Here is a 25,399-nt window from a genome sequence, read left to right on the forward strand (position 1 = left end):
AAACAGTTTTTTGAAGCTGGCACAGGGTTTGCCCTAGTCTCAGCATGCAAGCTGTTTTTTCTCACTGTTCACGCTTCACCGGCCGCCTCCCACAGGCCGCGATAGTGCTGGCCGCCACCCTGTTGGCAGGCGCCGCACAGGCCCAGAGCTTCGATTTCGACAGCGTCACCCGCATCGCCCGGGAACGGGCGGAGAAGCCTTATCGCGCATCCAGCGACAAGCTCCCCGCCGACCTCGCCAAACTCAACTACGACCAGGTGCGCGACATCCGCTGGCGCCCCGACCGTGCCCTGTGGCGCGCCGAAAAGCTGCCGTTCGAGGCCATGTTCTTCCACCTGGGCCTGTACCAGAAGGAGCCGGTGCTGATCAACGAGGTGACACCGCAGGGCGCGCGCCACATCGGCTACAGCCGTGCGGACTTCGACTACGGCAAGAACCAGGTGCGGCCTGAGGCCTGGGGCGACCTCGGCTTTGCGGGCTTTCGCCTGCACAACCACCTCAACTCCAGCGCCTACAAGGATGAGCTGGTGGTCTTCCAGGGCGCCAGCTACTTCCGCGCACTGGGCAAGGGTCAGCAGTACGGCCTGTCAGCGCGCGGGCTGGCTATCGACACCGTGGGTGGCAGTGGCGAAGAGTTCCCACGCTTCACCGAGTTCTGGCTGGTGCGGCCCGATCCCTTGTCCACGCAGGTCACCGTGTATGCGTTGCTGGATTCGCCCCGTGCCACCGGCGCTTACCACTTCGACATCCAGCCGGGGACGCAGACCACCACCACCGTGCGCAGCCGCATTTTTGTGCGGCCCAGCACGGGCAGCAAGCCCATCGCCACGCTGGGCATTGCGCCCTTGACCAGCATGTTTTTCTTTGGCGAGAACCAGCCCCGCAAAGAAGACTTCCGGCCCGAGGTCCATGACTCCGACGGGCTGATGATTGCCACGGGCGAGGGCGAATGGCTCTGGCGTCCGCTGCAAAACCCCAAGCAGACGCTGGTCACATCGTTTGCCACCAAAAATCCCAAAGGCTTTGGCCTGATGCAGCGCGACCGCCAATGGTCGAACTATGAGGACGTGGAGGCCCGCTATGAGCGCCGCCCAAGTGCCTGGGTGCGCCCCCTGCACGACTGGGGCGCTGGCCGCGTCGAACTGGTGCAGCTCAACACCCCCGACGAAACGCACGACAACATCGTGGCGTATTGGGTGCCCGCCCAGATGCCCGCCCCCGGCCAGCCCCTGGAATTCGCCTACGAGCTGAGCTGGCAAGGCGATGAACAGCAGCGGCCGCCCGGGGCCTGGGCCACGCAATCGCGCCGGGGCGTGGGCTACACCAAAGAGACCGCTGCCGCCTTGCGCCAGCAGGCGCAGTACGTGGTCGATTTCGACGGCCCCGCCCTCAAGGCTTTGCCCGCTGACGCCACCGTGAAAGCCGTGGTGACCAGCGATGCCAACGGCAAGGTGCTGGAAAACATCGTTTACCGCAATCCTGCCACCGAGCAGTGGCGCATGACCGTTCGCGTACAGCGCCAAAAGGCCGATCGCCCGATCGAGCTGCGCGCTTTTCTTCAACACGACAACAACGCTGTGAGTGAAACATGGACGCACATCATTCTTCCCGAGTAAGCCCCCCGGTGCCCCATCACCCCCAACGCAGCACGCTGCGCGAGGAACGGCATCCCAATGCCGTCACCGCGCCGCCCGTCCACCGGGGTTCCATGGCACCCGTGCCCTGGCGCGGCTTCTGGAACAGCATTGGCACGGCGCTGCTTCTCAAGCTGACCGGTCGCACCGAAACCAGCCCTCCCGCATCACCCGAAAACCGGCCAGCCCAGGAATGGGAGGGTGCTGCGCAGCGCCGCCGCTGGACCTTTGCGGTGCTGACGGTGCTGACCACGGCTCTGGCGAGTTTCCTGTTTGCCGGCGTGCAGCCTGAGTATGAGAACCCTTGGTTGGGCTATGGCCAGATCGCGCTGTTCGCCCTGCTTTCGGCCTGGGTGGTCACCGGCTTTCTCACCGGCTTGATGGGCTTTTGGGTCATGCTGCGCGGCGACCGGCATGCGCTGTCCGTGCGCAGTGTGGTGGAGCATGAACTGGCACCCGACGCGCGCACGGCCATCATCATGCCGATCTGCAACGAGGACGTAGCCACTGTGTTTGCGGGGTTGCGGGCAACGTGCGAGTCGGTGGCATCGACCGGCCACGGGGCCACCTTCGACGTGTTTGTGCTGTCCGACAGCTACGACCCTGCCATCGCCCAGGCTGAACGCGCCGCCTGGGAGGAACTGCGCAGCGCCCTGGCGCAGCACAGCCAGCAACCCCAGGTGCAGGTGTACTACCGCCTGCGCGCCCGCCGCACGCACCGCAAGGCCGGCAATGTGGCCGACTTCTGCCGCCGCTGGGGCAAGGACTACCGCTACATGGTGGTGCTGGACGCCGACAGCGTGATGAGCGGTGACTGCATCGTCTCTATGGCCAAGCTCATGGAAGCCAACCCCACGGCGGGCATCATCCAGACGGCAACCCAGGCCATCGGCCACGTCACGCTCCACGCCCGCGCGCAGCAGTTCGCCTCACGCGTCACCGGTCGCCTGTTCACGCTGGGCATGCAGTACTGGCAGCTGGGTGAATCCCACTACTGGGGCCACAACGCGATCATTCGCGTGGCACCCTTCATGGAACACTGCGCCCTCGCGCCCATCAAGGGCAAAGGTGGCCTGGCGGGCGGCATCATGTCGCACGACTTTGTCGAAGCCGCGCTGATGCGCCGCGCTGGCTACCACGTGTGGCTCGTGTCGGACCTGATCGGCAGCTACGAACAGCAACCCCCCGACCTGCTGGCCGAACTGCAGCGCGACCGCCGCTGGTGCCAGGGCAACCTGCAAAACGCACGCTTGATGGCCGAGCCAGGCATCCACGCGGTGCACCGCTCGATGTTCATCACGGGTGCCATGGCCTACCTGTCGGCGCCGCTGTGGCTCGCCTTCCTGACACTGGGCACGGCGCTGTGGCTGTCGGGCGCCAAGCTGGTGGCCGACTGGCACATCCTGCCGGCCGAATTGCTGTCGCTGTGGGCCTGGACACTGTGCATGCTGTTCCTGCCTCGCATCCTGGGTGTGGCCGCCGTTTTCATGCGCCGCGAGCAAAAGGAATACGGCGGTGCCGTCAGCCTGCTCAAGAGCGCCGCGCTGGAGAGTGTGCTGGCCATCCTGCAGGCCCCCATCCGCATGCTGGCGCATTCGCTGTTCGTGCTGATTGCGCTCACCGGCCTGAAGCTGGAATGGAAGTCGCCCCCGCGCGAAGCCCATGCCGTGCCCTGGCGCCACGCCGTGCGCCAGCTGGCACCCATGAGCCTGGTGATTGCCCTGCTGGCAGTGGGTGTCGCCGTGATCGATAGCAGCGCCCTGCTGTGGCTCATGCCTGTGGGCCTGCCCCTGGCGCTGGCCATACCGCTGGCCGTGTTCACCAGCCAGATCGCGTTGGGCAAGGCCATGCGCGCGCAACGCCTGTTGCTGATCCCCGAGGAGTCCTGGTCACCGCCGGTGCTGCGCCGAGCTTGGCTGCATGCAAGCCGGCTGGCACGGCCAGCGCCGCTGGCAGCGTTGTAGGCATGTGACAATTGCCCCACAAACCACAAGCCGGTGCATGCACCGGCTTTTTTGCGAATGCTATATTATTTATAGCAATAAAATGTTTACCAACAAGCGCTAGCGCCGAAAAACAGCAAATTCCCCAGCAACAGGGTGGCGCCCCCCCGCTGTTGGCGGCACCGTTACGATACGCATCCCTTCCAACCGGCCCCTGTGCGTGAAACCGATTCATCGCGGTTTCTGCGGTGTGCGGCCCTGTCATCGATGCAATCGTCTCTGTTTTTAACTGTCGCCCGCCAGCGGCTGTGCCATGCCAGCGCACTCGCCCTGGCCCTTGTCATCACCGGCTGCGCCGCGCCCTCAGCAAAGGCTCCCGTGGCAGCACCGGCCCCAGTCGCTGCGCCAGCACCACCGGCTCCACCACCCGAGCCCCCAGGGCGCATCATCTTTGCGGGATTTGCGATGCATTCGCAATCCAAGGTTTTCCGCAACGACGTGCTTCTGGCCGAAAAGCTGGTCAAAGATATCGATCCGAATGCGCTGATGCTCAAGCTGGCCAACCCGGCACGCGATCAGAGCGCCGACTGGCCGCAGGCCACCCCCGAGAACTTCGCGCTGGTGATGTCCAAAATGGCCGAAGTGGCGCGCCCGCGAGACCGCGTTCTGCTGCTCATTTCGACCCACAGCAACCCCGGTCTGCTCAACATCAACGCGGGCGGCAAACACCTGCCGCCGCTCAACCCCCAAATCCTTAGCAATGCGCTGGCCCCGCTCAACGATGTGCCAACGCTGGTGGTGCTTTCCGCCTGCTACAGCGGCGCGTTCATCGAGCCCCTGAAAGCTCCGAACCGCGTGCTGCTCACTGCCACGGACGCCCGGCGCACCACTTTCAATTGCCAGTACAAAGGCGACCACACACCGTTTGCCGAAGCGCTGTTTGGCCAGGCGGGCGCAGAAAACCGTTCTGTGACCGACTGGATGGGCGAGGCGCAGAAATCCATCGCAGCGCAGGAAAAGCGCCGCAAGGTCCCCGCATCCCAGCCACGCATCTTTGTCGGTGACGAGGCCAAGGCCTGGGCGAATCAACCTCTCAAGAACTGGTTGCAAGCACCGAAAGCGCCATAAGCCGGCCGCCACAAGCCCGTCTCCCCCGAATGCAAAAAACCCTGAAGAAGCCGTGCCTCTTCAGGGTTTTTGCATTTCAGCGCCGGGGGCTCAGAAAGGCATCTTGGGCATGCCGCCCCCGCCCATACCCTTCATCCCGCCCATCTTCTTCATCATCTTCATCAGGCCGCCGCCCTTCATCTTCTTCATCATGCCCTGCATCTGCTCAAACTCCTTGAGCAAGCGGTTGACCTCTTGCACCTGCACACCCGCCCCGTTGGCGATGCGCTTCTTGCGCGTAGCCTTGATGAGTTCGGGCTTGCGGCGCTCCAGCGGCGTCATGCTCTGGATGATGCCCTCCTTGCGTTTGATGTCCTTCTCGGCCTTGTCCATGTCCAGTGCGCCTGCCTTGGCAGTCAGCTGAGACGGCAGCTTGTCCATCAGGCTGGAGAGCCCCCCCATCTGCTTCATCTGCTGGATCTGCGACAGGAAGTCGTTCAGATCGAACCCGTCGCCACTCTTGACCTTGGCCGCCAGCTTTTGCGCGGCCTCCATGTCCACCCCGGCGGTGACCTGCTCCACCAGGGCCACGATGTCGCCCATGCCCAGAATGCGGCCCGCGTGGCGCTCGGCATCGAACACCTCCAGGCCGTCGAGCTTTTCAGACACCCCCGCAAACTTGATGGGCGCGCCCGTGATCTGGCGCACGGACAGCGCAGCACCGCCGCGCGAATCGCCGTCGAGCTTGGTGAGCACGATGCCGGTGAGCGGCAGCGCTTCCTTGAAGGCCTTGGCGGTGTTGATCGCGTCCTGGCCCTGCATGGCATCGACCACGAACAGGGTCTCGACAGGGTTCAGCGCGGCGTGCAGGTCCTTGATTTCCTTCATCAAGGCTTCATCGATGGCCAGGCGACCCGCCGTATCGACCAGCAGCACGTCAAAGTAGTGCTTCTTGGCGTAGTCCAGCGCGGCGTGGGCGATGTCCAGAGGTTTCTGGTCGGGGGTGCTGGGGAACCACTCGGCACCGGCCTGCTTGGTCACCGTCTTGAGCTGCTCGATAGCGGCCGGGCGGTACACGTCGCCCGACACGGTCAGCACCTTCTTCTTGCGCTTTTCGATCAGGTGCTTGGCCAGCTTGGCCGTGGTGGTGGTCTTGCCCGCGCCCTGTAGACCAGCCATCAGGATCACGGCGGGCGGCTGGGCGGCCAGGTTGATGTCAGCCACGCCCTCGCCCATGGTGGCGGCCAGTTCACGGTTGACGATGCTGACCAGCGTCTGACCGGGCTTGAGCGAGCCCAGCACTTCCTGGCCCAGGGCCTTCTCTTTGACACGGGCGATGAAATCGCGCACCACCGGCAGGGCCACATCGGCTTCGAGCAGGGCCATGCGCACCTCGCGCAGCATGTCCTGCACATTGGTTTCGGTGATGCGGGCCTGGCCACGCATCTCCTTGACGAGGCGCGTGAGTTTGTCGGTAAGGGCGGAGGCCATAGGGGAGATGTCCGGTGTTGCCTGCGCGCCAGGGTGCTGGCGGTGGGGCGAAAGGCTAAACTGCGATCCATGATTTTACCCAGTGCTTCCCCTGCCAGCTGGCTCCTGGCCCTGGCCGCTGCCGTGGCATACGCCGTTCCGGCTGCCGCATCCTCGCGGCTGGGCGCTACAGCGGCGCGCAATGCACTGCTGGTGGCCTGGTTGCTGCATGGCGCCGTGCTGGTATGGGGCCTGTGGGGCGATTCCCCCCGATTTGGTTTTGCACCCGCCTTGTCGATGACCGCCTGGCTGGTGCTAACGGTGTACGCGGTAGAGCGGCAGCTGTTTCCGCAGATGCAGTCACGCTGGATACTGGCAGCGCTGGGGGCGGTTGCCATTGTGCTGGCGATGCTCTTTCCGGGCCAGCCGCTGCATGTGACGGCTTCCGCCTGGCTGCCGCTGCACCTGGCGCTGGGCATTGCCTGCTATGGCTTGTTTGCCGCCGCCGTGGTGCACGCCTGGCTGATGACACGCGCAGAGCAACGCATCCGGCAGGCCGAAGATCCCCACAGCGGCATCCCCCTGCTCACACTGGAGCGCCTGACCTTCCGGTTTGTGACGGCGGGCTTCATCCTGCTGACTGCCACGCTGCTGGCGGGCTGGCTGTTTGGTGACACGCTGTACGGCAGGGCCTGGCGGTGGGACCACAAGGCCGTGTTCTCGCTGCTGTCCTGGATCACGTTTGCCACGTTGCTGGTGGGCCGAGCACGCTTCGGGTGGCGGGGACGCAATGCCGTGCGCGTGCTCTATGCCGGATCAGCGCTGCTGTTGCTGGCCTATGTGGGCTCCCGCTTTGTCATGGAAGTCGTCCTGGGCCGCAGCGCATGAAATACCTGGTCTTGCTGGTGGTTCTGGCTATCGCCATTGGTATCTGGCGCAGCCGACGCGCGCCGGATGCAAACGCTTCCAAGCCGCCTGCACCTCCGCTGGCCCTCCCGCAGAACATGCTGGCCTGTGCCCACTGCGGCGTTCACATTCCGCAGGCAGACGCACTGATGGTGGGCGAACAAGCCTACTGCTGCACAGAACACCGGCGCCTGGGCCCGGTCTGAAACCGACCATGCCTCCGCTGTCCGCAAGCACCTTTGCGTCCACCATGGATGCGCCATTTGTGCGCCTGTGGCGCGGGTTTCTGACGGGCCGTGTCATGGTCGCACTGGCCCTGCTGGTACTCCAAGGGGCCGGGCAGGCCATCAACCAAACCACCGAACCCGCCGTGCTGGCAGTGTGTGTGGCCTATCTGGTGGCCGCCGTCATGCTGCGCGTGCTCGGCAGGCACAGACCGCCTTCACCCAAGACCGGCCCCCAGTGGCTCCCCTCCATTGGTGTTGACCTTGCAGCGATTGTCGCCCTGCAACTGCTGAACGCGGGCACCATGAACTACACCCCCCTGTTTGGCTTGCCCATCCTGATGGCAGCCGTGCTGGGAACGCTGACCTTGGCACTGGGCACCACAGCAGGCGTCACGCTGCTGCTGCTGGGCTGGGCCTGGTGGCTCGGCTCGGGCACTGCGGGCGACGACGCACCGCGCTACCTGCAAAGCGCGCTGACTGGCACAGGCTATTTCATCGTGAGCTATCTTGTGCACCAACTGGCAACACGCCTGGCGCGCGAGCAGGAAGTGGCGCAGCAAAGCCAGGTTGCTGCCCGCGTGCAGACGCAGGTCAGCGCACTGGTCATCCAGAACCTGACCGATGGGGTGTTGGTCGTGGACGAAAGCGATGTTGTGCGCATTGCAAACCCCGCAGGGCTGCAGTTGCTCGGGGGCACCTCGCTGCCCGAGCTGCCATTCATCCTGGCATCCGAGGCCCCCTGGAATCCGCTCGTGATCCTGGCTCGGCGCACCTTCCGCCAGGAACAGCCCCAGACCGCCGACGTAGACCTCCTGCACCCGGGACAAAGCCCCACCGGGCTGCATGTACGCACGTGGTTGACTTCGACGCGCGAGGCAGCGCGGCAGACGCAGACCGAGCGCCTGTGCGTGATGTTCCTGCACGACCTGCGCGAGATGGAAGCCCGCCTGCGCACGGAAAAGCTGGCGGCCATGGGCCGCATGTCCGCCGCCGTGGCCCATGAGATCCGCAACCCGCTGGCAGCCATCGTGCAGGCCAATGCCTTGCTCGAAGAAGACCTGCACGACCCGGCACACAAGCGCCTGGCCCACATGGTGCAGCAGAACGCCGACCGCCTCGCGCGCATTGCCGAGGAGGTACTGGACATCGCCCGCGTGCAGCACCAGATCAGCCATGCGCCCGCGTCCACCTTGCCCCTGGACGAAACGGTGTCGCAAATATGGAATGACTGGCAGGCCCAGGACCCCGTGCAGCGCCGGGCAGTAGTGATGCTGGAAGCGGGCAATCCGCAGGTGGAATTCGACACCGAACACCTGCGCCGCGTGCTCGTGAACCTGCTGGACAATGCCCTGCGCTATGTGGGACAGGAGCCTGACTCCCTCACGGTGACCACCCGCACCTTGCCCTCCGGCCAGACCAGCCTGCAAGTCTGGAGCGACGGTGCCCCCATGGACAAGTCCGTGGAGCGCCACCTGTTCGAACCGTTTTTTTCCTCCGAAAGCCGCTCCAGCGGCCTGGGCCTCTATATTTGCCGCGAGTTGTGCCAGCGCCATGGAGCGTCCATCAGCTACCAGCGGCTAACCCGCACCACCCTGCGGGGCGAGGTGGGCGGCAACGCCTTTACCGTCGGCTTTCGCCGCACCACACGCCCTGCCGATGCTGCCACGCTGTTTGACACCATCGTGGTCTGAAACGCCCTGCCATGAACGCACCTACCGCTTCCATCCTCGTCGTGGACGACGAACCCGACCTGCGCACCTTGTACGAACTGACCTTGCTGCGCGAAGGCTACCGGGTGGAGACCGCATCCAGCGTCCAGGAGGCGCGCGAACAGCTCAAGGCCCACCGCTTTGACGCCGTCATCACCGACATGCGCCTGCCCGACGGTTTCGGCATGGAACTGCTGCAGGATCTGCGCGACCAGCAGCGCCGCGAGCGCTGCGTGGTCATGACAGCGTATGGCTCCGCCGAGAACGCCGTGGAAGCCCTGCGCTCTGGTGCCTTCGACTATCTGACCAAACCCGTGGATCTCAAGCAGTTCCGCTCGGTCGTCGCATCGGCCGTGCAAGGCACAGGGGGTGTCCCCGCGCCCCGGGCCGCACGCACCGGCGGCGTACAGGGTCGGCAGGGGGCGTTCAGCGCAGACCCCTTGGCAGCGGGCACCGCACTGGACCGGCTGGTGGGCACCTCAGAGGCCATTCGCAACGTCAAGCAGCGCGTGGCCAAGGTGGCACGGGGCATGGCGCCCGTGCTGATTCATGGGGAATCCGGCACGGGCAAAGAACTGGTGGCGCAAGCGCTGCATGCCAGCAGCCAGCGTGCCGATGGTCCCCTGGTGGCCGTGAACTGCGGCGCCATCCCCGAGAACCTGCTGGAGGCAGAATTTTTTGGTGCCCGGAAAGGCTCTTACACCGGCGCCACCCAGGACCGGGACGGCTACTTTCAGGCAGCCCGTGGCGGCACGCTGTTTCTGGACGAAATCGGTGACCTTCCCTTGGCCATGCAGTCCAAATTGCTGCGCGCCATCCAGGAGCGCAGCGTACGACCTCTTGGCTCCACCCAGGAGGAGACGGTGGATGTGCGCATCGTGAGCGCCACACACCGCGACCTGGCCGCCGACGTGCAATCGGGCCGCTTCCGCCAGGATCTCTATTACCGGCTCAACGTGATCGAAATCGTGATCCCCCCGTTGCGCGAGCGGCGTGAAGATCTGCCTGTGCTGTGTGCCGCACTTCTGGCGCGCATCGCCCAGGAATCTGGCATGCCAGTGCCTTCTCTGACAGAGCATGCGCTCCAAGCCATTGCCGCACACCCCCTGACCGGCAACGTCCGCGAACTGGAAAACCTGTTGCACCGGGCCGTGGCACTCAGCGACGGAGACGAGCTGCATGTGGACTGGCCCTCTGGCACCCCCGCCCCATTGGTGGCGCGGACGCTACCAGCCCCCACCCTCCCCAACCACACCGAGGCGCAGCCTGCCTACCAATCACCACAGCCCGCCGCCAGCACGGGCTGCTCGGTCCCTCTGCCCAATGACCTTCAGGCCTGGCTGGACCAGCAGGAGCGGGACATTCTGATACGAGCCTTGCGCGAAGCGGGTTTCAACAGAACCGCCACCGCAGCCCGGCTGGGCATCAGCCTGCGTCAGATACGCTACCGCATCGCCCGGCTGAACATCGCCGTCCCCAATGACCAGGACCCGCATGACGAGATCGGCTGACGCGGCACCAGGCAGATCAACGCCTTGGGACGGTGGATGGCACCGTGCAGCAACCAGGCTGGAATCCCCCAACCATGGTGTGCGCCCTGCCCCGGCAAGTTCCTCCATCGACCTGATCGTGGTGCATTCCATCAGTTTGCCGCCAGGCACATATGGCGGGAATGCGGTGCAACAGCTATTCACCAATTCGCTGGACTGGGACGCACACCCCTACTACCAGAGCATCCGTGGTTTGGCCGTTTCGTCGCATTTCTTCATTGACCGCACCGGCGCCCTTTGGCAGTTTGTGGACTGTGATCTTCGGGCCTGGCATGCTGGCCAGTCGGCCTACCGTGGCCGCAGCCAGTGCAACGATGACTCGATTGGCATTGAACTGGAAGGCCTTGAAGGGCTTGCGTTCGAACCCGCGCAGTACCAGACCCTGACAACGCTCTGCCAGGACATCGAACAGCGCTACCCCATTGAACACATCGCAGGGCATGAGCACATCGCGCCCGGGCGCAAGCAGGACCCAGGCTCCGGCTTCGATTGGGCGCAGGTACAAAAAGCACTGAACTGGCCCATGCAACGTTTTCCGGCAGCCACCTGGCCTGACATTCAAGCCGCTCGCTGAGGGCGCTGTGGCAGCGCCACATTCAGCGACTTTTTTCTATGTGCATTTGCACATCGTCGCGTCCCCAGACACCACGCGGCCTCGCGCAGAAAATCCGCTCGAAACGCTTGTCTTTGCGAGGTTTTCGTCCTGCTTTTCCGCAGGGGCAACGGGTTCCGGCGGGGTCAGCAGAAGGCCCTGCGGCGCTGTTGACATGCTGTTTCGTTTTTCTGAGGGCAATACGACGGTACACTACCGGTAGTGTCTTGAATGCATGTGACACACCATATATAGTGTGCGCCAGACAGTAGTCCGCCGCACCACTCACACGCTGCGACGGCATCCAGGCCCCGCGCACCACACCCCAGACAGCCCACAGAAGAGGACCCCCCATGCAAGCTGCTTTGAACACGCCTTCCACGCCCCATGCCGCCTCCCCCGAGGCCCCAAACACCCAGTCCGCACCAGCAGCGACGGGTAACTCGCTGGCGCACTATCAGATCATTCGCCGCAACGGAGCTGTCGTGCCCTTTGAGCCGCAAAAAATTGCGGTGGCGATGATGAAGGCATTTCTGGCAGTGCACGGCACGCAGGGCGCCGCCTCCGCCAGCGTGCGCGAGGTGGTGGACACGCTCACCCAGAATGTGGTCCGCGCCCTCATGCGCTCGCGTCCCGGTGGCGGCACCTTCCATATTGAAGACGTGCAGGATCAGGTTGAACTGGGCCTGATGCGCGGCGAACACCACGAAGTCGCCCGGGCCTATGTTCTGTACCGCGAGCGCCGCGCGCAAGAGCGTGCCCACCACCAGGAACAGCTCGCGCCCGCAACCCCCATGTTGAACGTGATCGACAACGGCCAACGCGTGCAGCTGGACATCCTGCGCCTGCACGGGCTCATCGAATCGGCCTGCGCCAACCTCGGCGCCGACATCCAGGCCGCGCCCATCGTCGCCGAGACCATGCGCAACCTGTATGACGGCGTTCCTATGGACGAGGTCTACAAGGCGTCCATCCTCGCTGCCCGCACCCTGATCGAAAAGGACCCCGACTACACCTATGCCACGGCCCGCCTGCTGCTGCATACCATCGTGCGCGAAGTGCTGGGACGCGAGGTCGCCCAGAGCAACATGGGCCAGGCCTACAGGGACTATTTCCCCGCCTTCATCCAGAAGGGGGTGGACAACGAGCTGTTGGACGAGCGCCTGCTCAAGCAATACGACCTGAACCGCCTGGGCGCCGCGCTCAAGGCCGAGCGCGACCTGCAGTTCGACTACCTCGGCCTGCAGACCCTGTATGACCGCTACTTCCTGCACGTCAAGAAAACCCGCATCGAACTGCCCCAGGCGTTCTTCATGCGCGTGGCCATGGGCCTGGCGCTCAATGAAACCGACCGCGAGGCCCGCGCCATCGAGTTCTACGAAGTGCTGTCGTCCTTCGACTTCATGTCGTCTACCCCCACGCTGTTCAACAGCGGCACCCTGCGCTCGCAGCTGTCCAGCTGCTACCTGACCACGGTGCCCGACGATCTGGATGGCATCTACGAATCGATCAAGGAAAACGCCCTACTGTCCAAGTTTGCTGGCGGCCTGGGCAATGACTGGACCCGCGTACGCGCCCTGGGCTCCCACATCAAGGGCACGAACGGCGAATCGCAAGGCGTGGTGCCCTTCCTCAAGGTGGTCAACGACACCGCTGTGGCGGTGAACCAGGGCGGCAAGCGCAAGGGCGCCGTCTGCACCTACCTGGAAACCTGGCACCTGGATATCGAAGAGTTCCTGGAACTGCGCAAGAACACCGGCGACGACCGCCGCCGCACGCACGACATGAACACGGCCAACTGGATCCCTGACCTGTTCATGCGCCGCGTGATGGAAAAGGGCACCTGGACATTGTTCTCGCCCTCCAACGTGCCCGACCTGCACGATCTGTTCGGCGCCGACTTCGAGAAGGCCTATGTGGCCTACGAAGAGAAGGCCGCGCGCGGCGAGATCAAACCTGCCAAGACGGTGCAGGCCACCGACATGTGGCGCAAGATGCTGACCATGCTGTTCGAGACTGGCCATCCTTGGATCACCTTCAAGGATGCCTGCAACGTGCGTTCACCCCAGCAGCACGCTGGTGTGGTGCACTCGTCCAACCTGTGCACTGAGATCACACTCAACACCAGCGACACAGAAACCGCCGTCTGCAATCTCGGTTCGGTCAACCTGCTGCAGCACATCAAGGACGGCCAGATCGACCACGAGAAGCTCAAGAAGACCATCACGGTTGCCATGCGCATGCTCGACAACGTGATCGACATCAACTATTACGCCGTCAAGAAGGCCCGCGACTCCAATCTGCGCCACCGCCCCGTGGGCCTGGGCGTCATGGCGTTCCAAGACAGCCTGTACGAACTGCGCATTCCCTACGCCTCGCAGGAGGCCGTGGAATTCGCCGACAAGTCGATGGAGGCCATCTGCTACTACGCCTACTGGGCCTCCACCGAATTGGCCCGGGAACGCGGCCAGTACTCCAGCTACAAGGGCTCGCTGTGGGATCGCGGCATCCTGCCTTTCGACACGTTGGACATGCTCTCGCAGGCCCGTGGCGGATATGTGGAAGTGGATCGCTCGTCCACCCTGGACTGGGATGCCCTGCGCAAGAAAATTGCACGGGACGGCATGCGCAACTCCAACTGCGTCGCCATTGCCCCCACGGCCACCATCTCCAACATCATCGGCGTTGATGCCTCGATCGAGCCTTCGTTCGGCAACCTGTCGGTCAAGTCCAACCTGTCGGGTGAATTCACGGTCATCAACGGTGGGCTGGTGCGCGACCTCAAGCGCCTGGGCCTGTGGGATGACGTGATGATCATGGACCTCAAGCACTTCAAGGGTTCGCTGCACCCCATCGACCGGGTGCCACAGGACATCAAGGCGCTGTACTCCACCGCCTTCGAAGTCGAGCCGCAGTGGCTGGTGGAAGCCGCATCGCGTCGCCAGAAATGGATTGATCAGGCGCAGAGCCTGAACATCTACATGGCCGGCGCATCGGGCAAGAAGCTCGACGACACCTACAAGCTGGCCTGGATCCGTGGCCTCAAGACCACGTATTACCTGCGCACACAAAGCGCCACACACGTCGAGATGAGCACCGTGAATACACGCCAGCTCAATGCCGTTTCGTCGGGCAATGACAGTGGCGCATCGGCAGCGTCGGTGCCCGTTGCAGCGAAACCCAGCGCACTCGATGCGGCAGCCGCTGAAGCCACCCATCAAGCATCAGCAGTGCCTGCTACGGACGTCAAGTTCTGCGCTATCGATGATCCCGGCTGCGAAGCCTGCCAATAAGAACTTCGCGCGCGACACCTTGGGCTCTTCCGAGGTGTCGCGCATGTGCTGTGAAGCAACAAATCCTTGCTGCACAACGCTTCAGTGCTTTTCTTTTCGCAGCACTGCTTTCATAATCCGAACACTGGAAAATCTATGTTGACCTGGGACGAAGAAGTCAAGCCCTCATCGCAAAATCAACTGGACGGTGGACTGAACCAAAGCCACCCGGCGGGACAGCCGCCTTTGCCTTTCCAAACCCCCTCACTGCAGGAAGTGCACGCATCGATGACTGCCTCTGCAGCACCGCACGCAACACCTGCCGCAGCCACGCAACGCCGCGTGAACGCTGCCGACAAACGCATCATCAACGGGCAGACGGATGTCAATCAGCTGGTCCCGTTCAAATACAAGTGGGCCTGGGAAAAATACCTGGCCACCTGCGCCAACCATTGGATGCCTCAGGAAGTGAACATGACGCGTGACATCGCGTTGTGGAAGGACCCCAATGGCCTGACCGATGACGAACGCCGCATCATCAAGCGCAACCTGGGCTTCTTTGTCACGGCCGACTCGCTGGCTGCCAACAACATCGTGCTGGGCACCTATCGCCACATCACGGCGCCCGAGTGCCGCCAGTTCCTGCTGCGCCAGGCCTTTGAAGAAGCTATCCACACGCACGCCTATCAGTACATCGTGGAATCGCTGGGGCTGGATGAGAGCGAGATTTTCAACGCGTACAACGAAGTCCAGTCCATCCGCGACAAAGACCAGTTCCTGATCCCCTTCATCGAGGCGATCATGGATCCGAACTTCCACACTGGCACGCCCGAAACCGACCAGACGCTCCTCAAGTCGCTGATCGTGTTTGCCTGCCTGATGGAAGGCCTGTTCTTCTACGTCGGCTTCACACAGATCCTTGCACTGGGCCGCCAGAACAAGATGACCGGCGCCGCCGAGCAGTACCAGTACATCTTGCGCGACGAGTCGATGCACTGCAACTTTGGCATTGACCTGATCAACCAGCTCAAGCTGGAAAATCCCCATCTGTGGACCGCTGAATTCAAGGCCGAAATTAAGGCACTGTTCCTCAAGGCGGTTGAACTCGAATACCGCTACGCGGAAGACACCATGCCGCGCGGCGTGCTGGGCATGAATGCATCGATGTTCAAGGGATACCTGCGTTACATCGCCAACCGCCGTGCCACACAAATCGGGCTGGAGACGCTGTTTCCCAATGAAGAAAACCCGTTCCCGTGGATGAGCGAGATGATTGACCTCAAGAAGGAACGCAACTTCTTCGAGACCCGGGTTATTGAATACCAGTCCGGTGGTGCGCTGTCCTGGGACTAGCGCCTTTTCGCAACACACCACCATGGATTTTTACACCACGCCCACCACCACAAGCAGCGCTGCAGTGCGTTGCGGTGCAGGGCGTTCCCGTGTTCATGGCGATGGGGATTTCTCCATCGCCATGGATCGCTTCGTGTCCACTGCAGACAGGAAGTGCTCTTTGCAAATTGACCCAAGGAGAACATGATGGCAACTGCGAAAAAACCAGCCGCTAAGAAGGCGACCCCAGCGAAAAAAGCTGCACCTGCAAAACCAGTAGCAGCGAAGAAGGCTGCACCTGCCAAGAAGGCAGCAGCACCGGCAAAGAAAGCCGCTCCCGCCAAGAAGGCAGTAGCAGCGAAGAAGGCTGCACCTGCCAAGAAGGCAGCAGCACCGGCAAAGAAAGCCGCTCCCGCCAAAAAGGCAGTAGCAGCGAAGAAGGCCGCACCCGCCAAGAAGGCAGCAGCACCGGCAAAGAAGGCCGCTCCCGCCAAGAAGGCAGTAGCAGCGAAGAAGGCCGCACCTGCCAAGAAGGCAGCAGCACCGGCAAAGAAAGCCGCTCCCGCCAAGAAGGCAGTAGCAGCGAAGAAGCCTGCCGCCCCAGCCAAGAAGGCGGCTCCCGCCAAGAAGGCAACGGCTGCCAAGAAGGCCGCTCCCGCCAAGGCTCCTGCAAAAAAAGCTGCACCGGCCAAGAAGGCCCCCAAGGCGCCTGCCCCTGCGGCAGCAGCTCCAGCGGCACAGACCACCCTGAATCCTCAGGCAGCCTGGCCCTTCCCTACGGGCAACAAGCCTTAATCCTGGCGTATCACACGCTCAACCCGGTGCCTGCGCACCGGGTTTTTTTATGCCTGTTCGTGTTGCACACCACACGCCGTGCAACACAAGAAGCCGGCAGCAATGGCGCCCCGTGACTTGCCCTATTACGCGGGGATGAAATCCAGTGTGTAGTTTTGCGGGCCCCGCTGTGCAATCTTGAGGGCTCCTACCCGGTTGCCCAGCTCGGCGCAACGCACCAGCGGCCAGCCCTTTTCCAGGCCGAACAACAACGCGCCCCGCCAAGCATCACCACACCCCGTAGGATCCACCACTTGGGCAGGTACCACGGCGGGTACATGGGTTTTCTGACCATCCACCCAGACCTCGCAGCCCTCCGCACCCAGCGTCACCACAAGCCCCTTTACCTTGCGCGAAATCTCTGCAAGCGTCCAGCCCGTGCGGTCGCAAAGCATTTTCCCCTCGTAGTCATTGACCGTCACCCAGGAAGCCTGGCCCACGAACCGCGCAAGCTCTTCGCCATTGAACATGGGCAAGCCCTGGCCCGGGTCAAATACAAAAGGAATACCGGCCACCACAAACTGGGCCGCGTGTTCAAGCATGGCGTCACGACCATCCGGCGCGATGATCCCCACGCTCACTCCCATATCTGCCTCGATGCGGTTCACATGTGCCTGCATCATCGCCCCAGGGTGGAAGGCGGTGATCTGGTTGTTGTCACGGTCCGTCATGATCATGGCTTGTGCGGTGTAGGTGTCCTGGACCTGCCCCACATGGCGCGCACTGATACCCAGCAATTCCAGGCGCTGCAGATAGTCAGCGCCATCACTGCCCAGCATGGCCATTGGCAATGGCTCACCGCCCAGCAACTTGAGGCTATACGCAATGTTGCCCGCACAACCACCAAAGTCGCGCCGCAACGAAGGCACCAGGAAAGAGACGTTCAGGATGTGCAGCTGGTCGGGCAGTATCTGCTCGGCAAAACGGCCCTCGAAGGTCATGATGGTGTCGAACGCCAGAGAACCACAAATGAGGGCAGCCATATCAAAGAAGTAGGTTGGTAAAAAATCAGGGATAAAACGCCAGCAACCGATAGCCAGCAACACGCGCTCCGCCGGTGGTCACAATCACTGACACGGACGCACTCCACTCGCCCCCTGCAGACAACTCCATGGGAGCCCCCATGTCAGTGGGCAAGAGCACACGCCGCAGCACTGGCTGGTCCTGCGCATCGGTCAACGTCAACTCGACGGCGGGCATGGCCAGAGGTATCGAGGCCTTGCTCTTCATGGTCAGCGCGAGTTGGTAGCTATCACCTCGGGCCTTGTTGAACGAAGAGCTGTCGATGACCACATCCGCAATCTGGCGCGGCGGCGCGATCTCGCAGTGCAAGGGAGCGCACAACGCCATCAACCATGGCCTGGCACGCGCATCCATCGCGGCAAGGCGATCACGCTCCTGAACGGCGACCTGCAGCGCAAGCCCCGCCACAGACATCAAAAGCAGCACTCCAAGCACCGTGCGCACCATCGGCCTGCGCCAGAACGCCTTGCGCCGCGCAGCGACTACAAAGCTGACTTCCTGTCCGGCCTCTGGGTCATCGTCCTCGTCAACGGCATCCGACGCCTTTCGGACCGAGGATCGCTTGCGAGTCGATGCCTGCAACACGGCTGCGGGCGAATGGTCTTCCACGAGCGCAAGTGCCTCCGGCTCGGACTCAGGCGTCACGGGCTGCGCAAAACCCACCGGCGGCACGGGCTCTTCAGCCCGCTCTTCCAGCTCCGAATCTTCCACCGGCAACGCCGTCTTGGTAGGCAACTCCAGCGCAGGGTATCCCATCGGGGTCAACGCCACGGGTGCAGCTGGATCAGATGCCACCTCTTCGCCATCTCGAAGAGCAGCAGCAGGTAACTCATACCCTGCAGGGAGTGATGTTCCATCGCCTGCACCGGGCAAGACGGCTGACAACGAGGCAGTGGGGTGATCCCCCTTGGGCAAAGAAGATGACCCATCAGCAGCCACCTCGGGAAAGGCCAAAGGAGGTAAGGCGACGGCATCGCTCCGCATCCCTGCAACATCCCCGCCCGTTGTTGGCACATTGCGCACGGAGTCCGGGCGCCAAGCAAATGGAGTGAAGGGGCCGATTCCCGCATCGGCACCAGGTGCCACCGCCCCGGCCGCCGCAGAGAGAAACGCGGGCACCGCAGGCTGAGGAACCTCCAGAACCGGAGCCACCACCTGGGCCTGTGCATCCGGCAACCCCGCCATCACTTCGGAAGCACCTGTGGGGAACAGCGAAAACGCTGGTTTTTCGGAGGCTGGCGACAGCGCCCCCGCAGATGGGGCAACCGGTGGTGGCGGAGAAGGCGGCTCACCCCATGACCGCTCCGCCTCTGCCTTGCGCGCCACCGGCATGGATGACGGACGTATGTCGGTCAACGAGACATCAGGCAACAACGCTGGTGGAGCCGCTGGAAGCAGGTGCGCCGAAGCATCAAACACCTCTTTGCATTGACCACAACGCACCCACCCTTGCGAGATGCGCAATTGGTCCGCCACCACCTTGAATGAGGTAGAGCAGGACGGGCAGCGAGTGATCTGGCTCATCAGCGGTGGATTGTAGAGGCGCGTGCGACCCCGGCGAAGCGGGCTTCGGCCCCGTCTTAGCGACGGGCGGTCATCAAGATCCAGCCATCTTCTGTATCCGCCACATCGAGCTGAAGCCAGGGAGCATATGCCTCTTTCAACTCCTCAGCCTGCCGTTCCAAAATGCCTGCCAGCACCAGATTCCCGCCAGGCGCGACGTGGCTGCACAAGAGGGGCGCTAGCACGCGCAAGGGGGTGGCAAGAATGTTTGCCAGCACCGTCTGGTATTCACCCCGTGCCTTGTCGGGCAGGCCCGCGTGGAGCTGCACGTCATTGGCCTGCGCATTCAAGGCGGTGGACTCGACCGCCGCAGGATCAATATCGACCGCATCGATGTCCGTTGCACCAAACTTGGCCGCACCAATGGCGAGAATTCCAGAGCCACAGCCATAGTCCAGGACCCGGCCCAGCGGATTACCCATGGACGACTCGGAGGCACCGTTGCGGGCAATCCAGCGCAGGCACATGCGCGTCGTGGGGTGGGTGCCGGTACCAAACGCCAGGCCCGGATCCAGCCGGATGCTGCGCTTTGCCTCGGCCGGCAGTTCGTGCCAGGTAGGAACGATCCAAAAATCCGGTGTGATGTCCACGGGCGCAAATTGCGATTGCGTGAGCCGCACCCAGTCCTGCTCGGGCACGTGGGCAACCCCCAGCACCTGGCAGCCCGCAAAAAAGTCCTGCACCACCAGCAGTTGCTGGGCCTCCCGGGCTGCCACCTCCGAAGGAAAGAGCGCCACCACCCTGCTGCGCTGCCAGCCGTCCTTGGGCGGCGGCATGCCAGGCTCGCCAAACAAGGCCTGCTCGGCGTCAGTCTGGGCATCAGCATCCTCCACCGAAACGCTCAGCGCATCCAGCGCATCCAGCGCATCGCTGACCGCCTCGATCCGATCCTCGGGACACATCAGACTCAGCTCAAACATAGAAGCCTCTCAGAAAAAGTGAAATGCTGGCACCCGTTGCCAGGAGCCAGCATGTGAATGACTGCGCAATACGATGTCAGCGCTTGTGCTGCGACAGCCACTCTTCCAGGTAATGGATGTTGGTGCCACCGGCCATGAACTTGGCGTCCACCATCAGCTCGCGGTGCAGCGGCACGTTGGTGTTGATGCCTTCGATCACCGTCTCGGACAGCGCCGTGCGCATGCGGGCCAGGGCCTGCTCGCGCGTGTCGCCGTGCACGATGATCTTGCCGATCATCGAGTCGTAGTTGGGCGGCACAAAGTAGTTGGTGTACGCATGCGAATCCACACGCACGCCGGGGCCGCCTGGTGGATGCCACGTGGTGATACGCCCGGGCGACGGAATGAACTTGTAAGGGTCTTCCGCATTGATCCGGCACTCGATGGCATGGCCCCGGATCTCGATCTGGCGCTGGGTGAACGGCAGCTTCTCGCCGGCCGCGACCATAATCTGCGTCTTCACGATGTCCACGCCGGTGATCCACTCGGTGACGGGGTGTTCCACCTGCACACGGGTGTTCATCTCGATGAAGTAGAACTCGCCGTTTTCGTACAGGAACTCGAACGTACCCGCGCCACGGTAGCCGATCTTCTTGCACGCGGCCACGCAGCGCTCGCCGATCTTCTCGATCAGTTTGCGGGGAATGCCGGGGGCTGGAGCCTCTTCGATGACCTTCTGATGGCGGCGCTGCATGGAGCAATCGCGCTCGCCCAAATACACCGCATTGCGGTGCTTGTCGGCCAGGATCTGGATCTCGATGTGGCGTGGGTTCTGGAGGAACTTCTCCATGTACACGGCCGGATTGCCAAAGGCAGCGCCCGCCTCGGCCTTGGTCATCTGCACCGCATTGACCAAGGCAGCTTCGGTATGCACCACGCGCATGCCACGGCCACCGCCGCCGCCTGCAGCCTTGATGATCACCGGGTAACCCACGGCCTTGGCGATTCGACGGATCTGCACCGGGTCATCGGGCAGTTCGCCCTCGGAGCCGGGCACGCAGGGCACGCCGGCGCGGATCATGGCCTGCTTGGCCGACACCTTGTCGCCCATGATGCGGATTGACTCGGGCGTGGGGCCGATGAACTGGAAGCCACTCTTTTCCACGCGCTCGGCAAAATCTGCGTTCTCAGACAGGAAGCCATAGCCGGGGTGAATGGCCTCGGCGTCGGTCACCTCGGCGGCCGAGATGATGGCTGGCATGTTCAGGTAGGACAACGGCGAGGGCGCTGGGCCGATGCACACCGCTTCTTCGGCGAGCTTGACGTATTTGGCGTCGCGGTCGGCCTCGGAGTAGACCATCACGGCCTTGACACCCAACTCATGGCAGGCGCGCTGAATGCGAAGGGCGATCTCCCCTCTGTTTGCGACCAGGATTTTCTTGAACATGCGCGCCTTATTCGATGACGAACAAAGGTTGGCCGTATTCCACGGCCTGACCGTTTTCACCCAGGATGCGGGTGACGGTGCCAGACTTGTCAGCCTCGATTTCGTTGAGGATCTTCATCGCTTCGATGATGCAGATGGTTTCGCCTTCCTTGACCTGGCTGCCGACTTCGACAAAAGCCTTGGCGCCAGGGCTGGACGAACGGTAGAACGTGCCCACCATGGGTGACTTGACGATGTGGCCAGCAGGGACTGCAGGTGCCGAGGGCGCAGGCAGCTCGGCGACTTGGGCGGCGGCAGACGCAGGGGGCGCAGGCGCTTGCATCGGTGCGGGGACGTACTGCTGAACGACACCACCCACGCTCTTGACGATGCGGACTTTGCCCTCGGCTTCCGTGATTTCGAGTTCAGATACGTTCGACTCGGACACGAGATCGATGAGGGTTTTGAGTTTTCGCAGATCCATGGGAGCTCCAACGGCTATAAAACTAATAGGACTCACGCCAATCAGGGCGCAACAGCCGCCTCGCGTTGGGCGAGCCGCTTGCCTGAGCCCTGCTTTGCGCAAGTCATGACTGAATAGGGCGCGAATTTACTCCAATTTCAGCCTATCTCCGTCTTCCACAGGTATTTTTGATGAACTACATCATGTCGATACCCAGCCGGGGCCTGCAAAAATGCCGAACAGAAGGCGGGTTCGATCAGCGCAGAGGCGCCCACAGCTGGAGGTCTTGCGGGGTGATTTGTCCCATTTTACGGTGCAGGACGCGCCCATTGCCCCCGAGCACCACGGTAAAAGGCAGGCCGCCGGTGAGGTTGCCCAGTGATCGACCCAGGTCGGTACCGCCCAATCCGGCAAGGCCCACGGGGAACTCCAGCGGAATACGCTGCAGAAACTTGCGCACGGCAGAGGGCTGGTCGATGGCCAATCCCAGAACTTGCCATCCGTTCGGCGCCTGTTGGCGATAGAAAGCATTGAGCATGGGCAGCTCTTCCACACAGGGCGGGCACCAGGTGGCCCAGAAGTTCAGCAGCAGCGGCTTGCCGGCCAGAGACTTCAGCGCCACCACGCCCCCTTCAGGCTTTTCAAACTCCATCGCCCAGAGCGCTTCTTCCACCCCATGCTCCATGGCGTGGGGCTGGAACTTCCACCATGCCAGGCCGGCACCACCCAACGCTGCAGCGCCCGCCACCCCGGCATACAGCAGGCGCCTGCGTGCGGCCGACGGTTGCGCATCGCTGGTGGCGGGGATGGACTCAGGGCGATCGGAAGGGCTTGTCATGGGGCAGGGGTTTCCTGGAGCAGGCGCCGAACGGCGGTCATGTCACCGCGCGGCACACGCCCTTGGGCGTCCGGGCGCAAAGCGCCGCGCAGGTCATCGAGGTCATAGATCATCAAGTGCACCCCGATCATCTCATTGAGTTCGGGCGACTTGCTGCCCAGGCTCAGCGCTTCGACCGACTCACCATGAAAACCGGTGACCGTGCGTGGCTCGTAGTCCACATGGTGATCGATGAGCGCTATTTCTGCAGATTTGGAGTCATCGCAGAACAACTGCAAGTAAATGTCGGACAGCCGCGTGGCCGTGCCATGCCATACAGCCCCTGCCAGATGGGGACGGAAGGCCGCCATGCGCTCCATCCACACGAGGGCCAGCTGGCGCAGCGCCCGCAGCTCGTGCGGCTGCGTATCGGCACAAAAGAGCTGGATGTACTCCCGCACGGCGGCCTCGACCTGGTCGTTGCTCGGCAGGGGCGTGCGGGCAGGCAGGCCCATCTGGCGCAGCGCACGGCGCTTGGCCGGGCCCCATTCCAGGCCCTCTTCCACCACCAGCCGGGCCGTGGTGTGGGCGATTTCGTCGCTCAAAGGTGTGTGCATGGCGGTAGGGGATGGTGGTGGCAGGGAAAGAAACCGCATTGTGGCCCGAAGCACCCGCCTGGACTACGGGTTACCCCTAGATACGCCCAGGGTCACTATATTTTTCATAGCTTCTCGCGCTTATCCACCAAGCGCTGGGGGCTTGTTTTTTATTGAACCTTAGAATCTGCGCCCATGCATATACACATACTGGGCATCTGCGGCACGTTCATGGGCGGCTTGGCCGCGCTCGCGCGCGAGGCAGGCCACAAGGTGACGGGTTGCGACGCTGGCGTTTACCCGCCGATGAGCGACCAATTGCGGGCCCTGGGCATCGATCTGATCGAAGGTTTTGGCGCCGACCAACTGGCCCTGCAGCCCGACATGTTTGTCATCGGCAACGTGGTCAGCCGCGTCCACCTGCCGGACGGTTCGCCCAAATTTCCGTTGATGGAAGCCATCCTGGACGCAGGCCTGCCCTACACCAGCGGCCCGCAGTGGCTGGCCGAGCATGTACTACAAGGCCGCCATGTGCTGGCGGTTGCTGGCACCCATGGCAAGACAACCACCACCTCAATGCTGGCCTGGATTTTGGAAAGCGCCGGGCAGCAGCCAGGTTTTCTGATTGGTGGGGTACCGCTGAATTTCGGCGTGTCCGCCCGCCTGGGGGCGCCCCGGCGACCATCACCCGGCAGTGCGCCGCTGGGGGATGCGCCGCTGTTCGTGATCGAGGCCGACGAATACGACACCGCCTTCTTCGACAAGCGCAGCAAGTTTGTGCACTACCGCCCCCGCACTGCCGTGCTGAACAATCTGGAGTTCGACCACGCAGACATCTTTGACAACCTGGCCGCCATCGAGCGGCAGTTTCACCACCTCGTGCGCACGGTGCCGCCGTCGGGCCGTGTGGTGGTCAACGGTCTCGAAGAAAGCCTCACCCGCGTACTGCACACGGGCTGCTGGAGCGAAGTGTCCAGCTTCGGTGAAGCCGTCAGCGACTTTTCCGCCGAAGGCGATCCCCAGGCATTCGACGTGCTGCACCAGGGGCGCAAGGCCGCCCGGGTGGAGTGGGCGCTGACTGGCGTGCACAACCAGCTCAACGCACTGGCGGCCATTGCCGCCGCCCACCATGTGGGCGTGAGCCCCGAGCAGGCCGCTACGGCACTGGCCACCTTTCAGAACGTGAAGCGGCGCATGGAACTGCGCGGCACCGTAAATGGCGTTGCGGTGTATGACGACTTTGCCCACCACCCCACCGCTCTGAGAACCACGCTGGACGGCCTGCGCCGCAGCCTGGGCCAGGGTGCGCGCATCCTGGCGGTGTTCGAGCCCCGCAGCAACACCATGAAACTGGGCGCCATGAAAGCCCAACTGCCGTGGGCGCTGGAGCCTGCCGACCTCGCGTTCTGCCACACCGCCGGGCTGGACTGGGATGCGGCGCAGGCCCTCGCCCCCCTGGGCGTGGGCCCAGGCCTGCGGGCGCAAACCGCTGCCGACATCAACACCCTGGTACAACAGGTCACAGCGGCAGCCCGCCCGGGGGATCACATCGTATGCATGAGCAACGGGGGATTTGGCGGCATCCACGCCAAACTGCTGGAATCGCTACAAAATAAATAGCTGCTGACGCTTACCTGGCAAGCGCCAGAGCCTGATATTCTTCAAAATCAGAACGATACCGCCATGCCGGGGACGTCCACGCGCACCACGGGCTTGGCGAGCGCCGCGCTGGCAGCGCGCGCAAAGTCACGGGACCATGCCGGGTCGGCCAGCAACGAAGCCCCCGCAGCGCGGGCCACGGTGAGCACCTTGTCCGCCAGCAGCACCTTGCCGCTGGCGCGCAGGGGTTCGCAATCGAGCGCGGTGAACTGATCATCCAGCCAGCGCCTGCCAGCCTCGTGGCCCATGGGCTCGGCGCCCTCCAGATCAAAACGGAATTCCTGGTTTCCGGCCAGACGGACCGACACTTCGCTGTGCATGATGGTTTGCCTTTCTATCTACTGAAACCGTGGCGGCGACTGCCGTGCTCCCTTGCA

At 63.1% G+C, this 25,399-nt stretch carries 22 protein-coding genes and 1 pseudogene; 13 read left to right on the forward strand and 10 right to left on the reverse strand.

Going from position 1 to position 25,399, the window contains the following annotated elements; genetic code table 11:
* Nucleotides 1-44: 44 nt before the first annotated feature.
* The 3 genes from EXV95_RS11735 (at nt 45) to EXV95_RS11745 (ending at nt 4,705) form a co-directional block, all read left to right on the forward strand.
* Nucleotides 45-1,616: a glucan biosynthesis protein G gene (locus tag EXV95_RS11735; protein ID WP_370460249.1), complete on the forward strand. Its 1,572-nt coding sequence runs from the start codon at nt 45-47 to the stop codon at nt 1,614-1,616.
* A complete protein-coding gene (mdoH, locus tag EXV95_RS11740) occupies nt 1,589-3,598 on the forward strand; it encodes a glucans biosynthesis glucosyltransferase MdoH (protein ID WP_176886982.1) in 2,010 nt (669 codons plus the stop codon). The genes EXV95_RS11735 and mdoH overlap by 28 nt, the downstream gene beginning before the upstream one ends.
* 246 nt (nt 3,599-3,844) lie before the next feature.
* Complete coding sequence (locus EXV95_RS11745) at nt 3,845-4,705, forward strand: C13 family peptidase (protein ID WP_255484984.1); 861 nt, start codon at nt 3,845-3,847, stop codon at nt 4,703-4,705.
* Between the two features lie 90 nt (nt 4,706-4,795).
* Here the strand turns inward: EXV95_RS11745 and ffh are convergent, their stop codons facing one another.
* Nucleotides 4,796-6,175 carry a signal recognition particle protein gene (gene ffh, locus EXV95_RS11750; RefSeq protein WP_121421114.1) on the reverse strand — a complete coding sequence of 460 codons (1,380 nt, stop codon included), beginning with the start codon at nt 6,173-6,175 and terminating at the stop codon, nt 4,796-4,798.
* Between the two features lie 69 nt (nt 6,176-6,244).
* On the opposite strand from ffh, the gene EXV95_RS11755 reads away from it, so the two are divergent.
* The 9 genes from EXV95_RS11755 (at nt 6,245) to EXV95_RS11795 (ending at nt 16,537) form a co-directional block, all read left to right on the forward strand.
* Nucleotides 6,245-7,042 carry an inner membrane protein YpjD gene (locus EXV95_RS11755; RefSeq protein ID WP_055395019.1) on the forward strand — a complete coding sequence of 266 codons (798 nt, stop codon included), beginning with the start codon at nt 6,245-6,247 and terminating at the stop codon, nt 7,040-7,042.
* A complete protein-coding gene (locus EXV95_RS11760; protein ID WP_055395021.1) occupies nt 7,039-7,266 on the forward strand; it encodes a PP0621 family protein in 228 nt (75 codons plus the stop codon). The genes EXV95_RS11755 and EXV95_RS11760 overlap by 4 nt, the downstream gene beginning before the upstream one ends.
* Before the next feature lie 8 nt (nt 7,267-7,274).
* Nucleotides 7,275-8,978 (forward strand): nitrogen regulation protein NR(II), encoded by a 1,704-nt coding sequence (locus EXV95_RS11765; protein WP_176886983.1) that lies wholly within the window; start codon nt 7,275-7,277, stop codon nt 8,976-8,978.
* An 11-nt stretch (nt 8,979-8,989) separates the two neighbouring features.
* Nucleotides 8,990-10,507, forward strand: a complete 1,518-nt coding sequence (locus EXV95_RS11770; protein ID WP_176886984.1) for a sigma-54 dependent transcriptional regulator — start codon at nt 8,990-8,992, stop codon at nt 10,505-10,507.
* Complete coding sequence (gene ampD, locus EXV95_RS11775; protein ID WP_176886985.1) at nt 10,491-11,120, forward strand: 1,6-anhydro-N-acetylmuramyl-L-alanine amidase AmpD; 630 nt, start codon at nt 10,491-10,493, stop codon at nt 11,118-11,120. The genes EXV95_RS11770 and ampD overlap by 17 nt, the downstream gene beginning before the upstream one ends.
* 371 nt (nt 11,121-11,491) lie before the next feature.
* Complete coding sequence (locus EXV95_RS11780) at nt 11,492-14,431, forward strand: ribonucleoside-diphosphate reductase subunit alpha (RefSeq protein ID WP_176886986.1); 2,940 nt, start codon at nt 11,492-11,494, stop codon at nt 14,429-14,431.
* 135 nt (nt 14,432-14,566) lie between these two features.
* Entirely contained in the window at nt 14,567-15,763 is a 1,197-nt protein-coding gene (locus tag EXV95_RS11785) for a ribonucleotide-diphosphate reductase subunit beta (protein ID WP_121508596.1), read from the forward strand.
* A gap of 22 nt (nt 15,764-15,785) precedes the next feature.
* Nucleotides 15,786-15,950: a hypothetical protein gene (locus EXV95_RS11790; protein ID WP_158603296.1), complete on the forward strand. Its 165-nt coding sequence runs from the start codon at nt 15,786-15,788 to the stop codon at nt 15,948-15,950.
* On the forward strand, nt 15,950-16,537 hold the full coding sequence (locus EXV95_RS11795) for a hypothetical protein (protein WP_055395059.1): 588 nt from the start codon (nt 15,950-15,952) through the stop codon (nt 16,535-16,537). The genes EXV95_RS11790 and EXV95_RS11795 overlap by 1 nt, the downstream gene beginning before the upstream one ends.
* A gap of 125 nt (nt 16,538-16,662) precedes the next feature.
* On the opposite strand, the gene EXV95_RS11800 is transcribed toward EXV95_RS11795, so the two are convergent.
* From EXV95_RS11800 to EXV95_RS11830, 8 genes and pseudogenes are all read right to left on the reverse strand, one after another.
* Nucleotides 16,663-17,559, reverse strand: a complete 897-nt coding sequence (locus tag EXV95_RS11800; RefSeq protein WP_176886987.1) for a carbohydrate kinase family protein — start codon at nt 17,557-17,559, stop codon at nt 16,663-16,665.
* A 25-nt stretch (nt 17,560-17,584) separates the two neighbouring features.
* Nucleotides 17,585-18,370, reverse strand: a complete 786-nt coding sequence (locus EXV95_RS24920; protein ID WP_255485014.1) for a DUF3426 domain-containing protein — start codon at nt 18,368-18,370, stop codon at nt 17,585-17,587.
* 687 nt (nt 18,371-19,057) lie between these two features.
* Nucleotides 19,058-19,123: pseudogene (locus EXV95_RS25150) on the reverse strand (MJ0042-type zinc finger domain-containing protein); the annotation flags it as partial.
* Between the two features lie 56 nt (nt 19,124-19,179).
* Nucleotides 19,180-20,082 carry a 50S ribosomal protein L11 methyltransferase gene (gene prmA / locus EXV95_RS11810; RefSeq protein WP_176886989.1) on the reverse strand — a complete coding sequence of 301 codons (903 nt, stop codon included), beginning with the start codon at nt 20,080-20,082 and terminating at the stop codon, nt 19,180-19,182.
* A 76-nt stretch (nt 20,083-20,158) separates the two neighbouring features.
* Entirely contained in the window at nt 20,159-21,508 is a 1,350-nt protein-coding gene (gene accC, locus EXV95_RS11815; RefSeq protein WP_055395037.1) for an acetyl-CoA carboxylase biotin carboxylase subunit, read from the reverse strand.
* 7 nt (nt 21,509-21,515) lie between these two features.
* Nucleotides 21,516-21,971, reverse strand: coding sequence for an acetyl-CoA carboxylase biotin carboxyl carrier protein (accB, locus tag EXV95_RS11820; RefSeq protein WP_121421124.1), 456 nt, complete (start codon nt 21,969-21,971; stop codon nt 21,516-21,518).
* Between the two features lie 235 nt (nt 21,972-22,206).
* A complete protein-coding gene (locus EXV95_RS11825; RefSeq protein WP_121508592.1) occupies nt 22,207-22,788 on the reverse strand; it encodes a TlpA disulfide reductase family protein in 582 nt (193 codons plus the stop codon).
* Nucleotides 22,785-23,384: a hypothetical protein gene (locus EXV95_RS11830; RefSeq protein WP_121421126.1), complete on the reverse strand. Its 600-nt coding sequence runs from the start codon at nt 23,382-23,384 to the stop codon at nt 22,785-22,787. Before EXV95_RS11830 ends, EXV95_RS11825 begins: the two co-directional genes overlap by 4 nt.
* A gap of 174 nt (nt 23,385-23,558) precedes the next feature.
* Between EXV95_RS11830 and mpl the strand changes: the two genes are divergently transcribed.
* The gene (gene mpl / locus EXV95_RS11835; RefSeq protein ID WP_176886990.1) at nt 23,559-24,983 is read left to right on the forward strand and encodes a UDP-N-acetylmuramate:L-alanyl-gamma-D-glutamyl-meso-diaminopimelate ligase; all 1,425 of its coding nucleotides are present in this window, start codon (nt 23,559-23,561) and stop codon (nt 24,981-24,983) included.
* A gap of 47 nt (nt 24,984-25,030) precedes the next feature.
* On the opposite strand, the gene EXV95_RS11840 is transcribed toward mpl, so the two are convergent.
* Nucleotides 25,031-25,342: a hypothetical protein gene (locus EXV95_RS11840; protein WP_055395047.1), complete on the reverse strand. Its 312-nt coding sequence runs from the start codon at nt 25,340-25,342 to the stop codon at nt 25,031-25,033.
* Between the last annotated feature and the right edge of the window lie 57 nt (nt 25,343-25,399).

It is taken from the genome of Acidovorax sp. JMULE5, assembly GCF_013376875.1.
Classification (GTDB): Bacteria; Pseudomonadota; Gammaproteobacteria; order Burkholderiales; family Burkholderiaceae_C; genus Acidovorax; species Acidovorax facilis.